Source organism: Oceanobacillus indicireducens (assembly GCF_014647195.1).
Classification (GTDB): domain Bacteria; phylum Bacillota; class Bacilli; order Bacillales; family Amphibacillaceae; genus Oceanobacillus; species Oceanobacillus indicireducens.
This window is the reverse complement of sequence record NZ_BMOS01000081.1, coordinates 1-907: the sequence shown is the minus strand read 5'-3', so window position 1 is coordinate 907 and position 907 is coordinate 1. Positions and strand designations below refer to the sequence as shown.

Annotated in this window: 1 rRNA gene; it reads left to right on the top strand. The window is 51.7% G+C overall.

The features are described 5' to 3' along the window. Positions 1-907: ribosomal RNA gene (locus IEX94_RS19485) — 23S ribosomal RNA — on the top strand; the annotation flags it as partial.

Below are 907 nucleotides of genomic sequence, written 5' to 3'. Positions count from 1 at the left end.
TCAAGTGCGTAGGCTTAAGAGTTAGGTAAATCCGGCTCTTTTTAAGGCTGAGACACGACGTCGAGCATCTACGGATGTGAAGTCATTGATGCCATGCTTCCAGGAAAAGCCTCTAAGCTTCAGATTGTAAGGAATCGTACCCCAAACCGACACAGGTGGTCGGGTAGAGAATACCAAGGCGCTTGAGAGAACTCGGGTGAAGGAACTAGGCAAAATGGTACCGTAACTTCGGGAGAAGGTACGCTCTCGACGGTGAAGTCCCTCGCGGATGGAGCTATTGAGAGTCGCAGATACCAGGTGGCTGCAACTGTTTATTAAAAACACAGCACTGTGCAAAATCGTAAGATGACGTATACGGTGTGACGCCTGCCCGGTGCCGGAAGGTTAATTGATGGGGTTAGACTTCGGTCGAAGCTCTTGATCGAAGCCCCGGTAAACGGCGGCCGTAACTATAACGGTCCTAAGGTAGCGAAATTCCTTGTCGGGTAAGTTCCGACCTGCACGAATGGCGTAATGATGGCCACGCTGTCTCCACCCGAGACTCAGTGAAATTGAAATCGCTGTGAAGATGCAGTGTACCCGCGGCTAGACGGAAAGACCCCGTGAACCTTTACTACAGCTTGGCACTGAACATTGACCCTACATGTGTAGGATAGGTGGGAGGCTTTGAAGCACGTACGCCAGTATGTGTGGAGCCGTCCTTGAAATACCACCCTTGTAGTGTTGATGTTCTAACGTTGACCCCTTATCGGGGTTGCGGACAGTGCCTGGTGGGTAGTTTGACTGGGGCGGTCTCCTCCCAAAGAGTAACGGAGGAGCACGAAGGTGGGCTAATCACGGTTGGACATCGTGAGGTTAGTGCAATGGCATAAGCCCGCTTGACTGCGAGAATGACAATTCGAGCAGG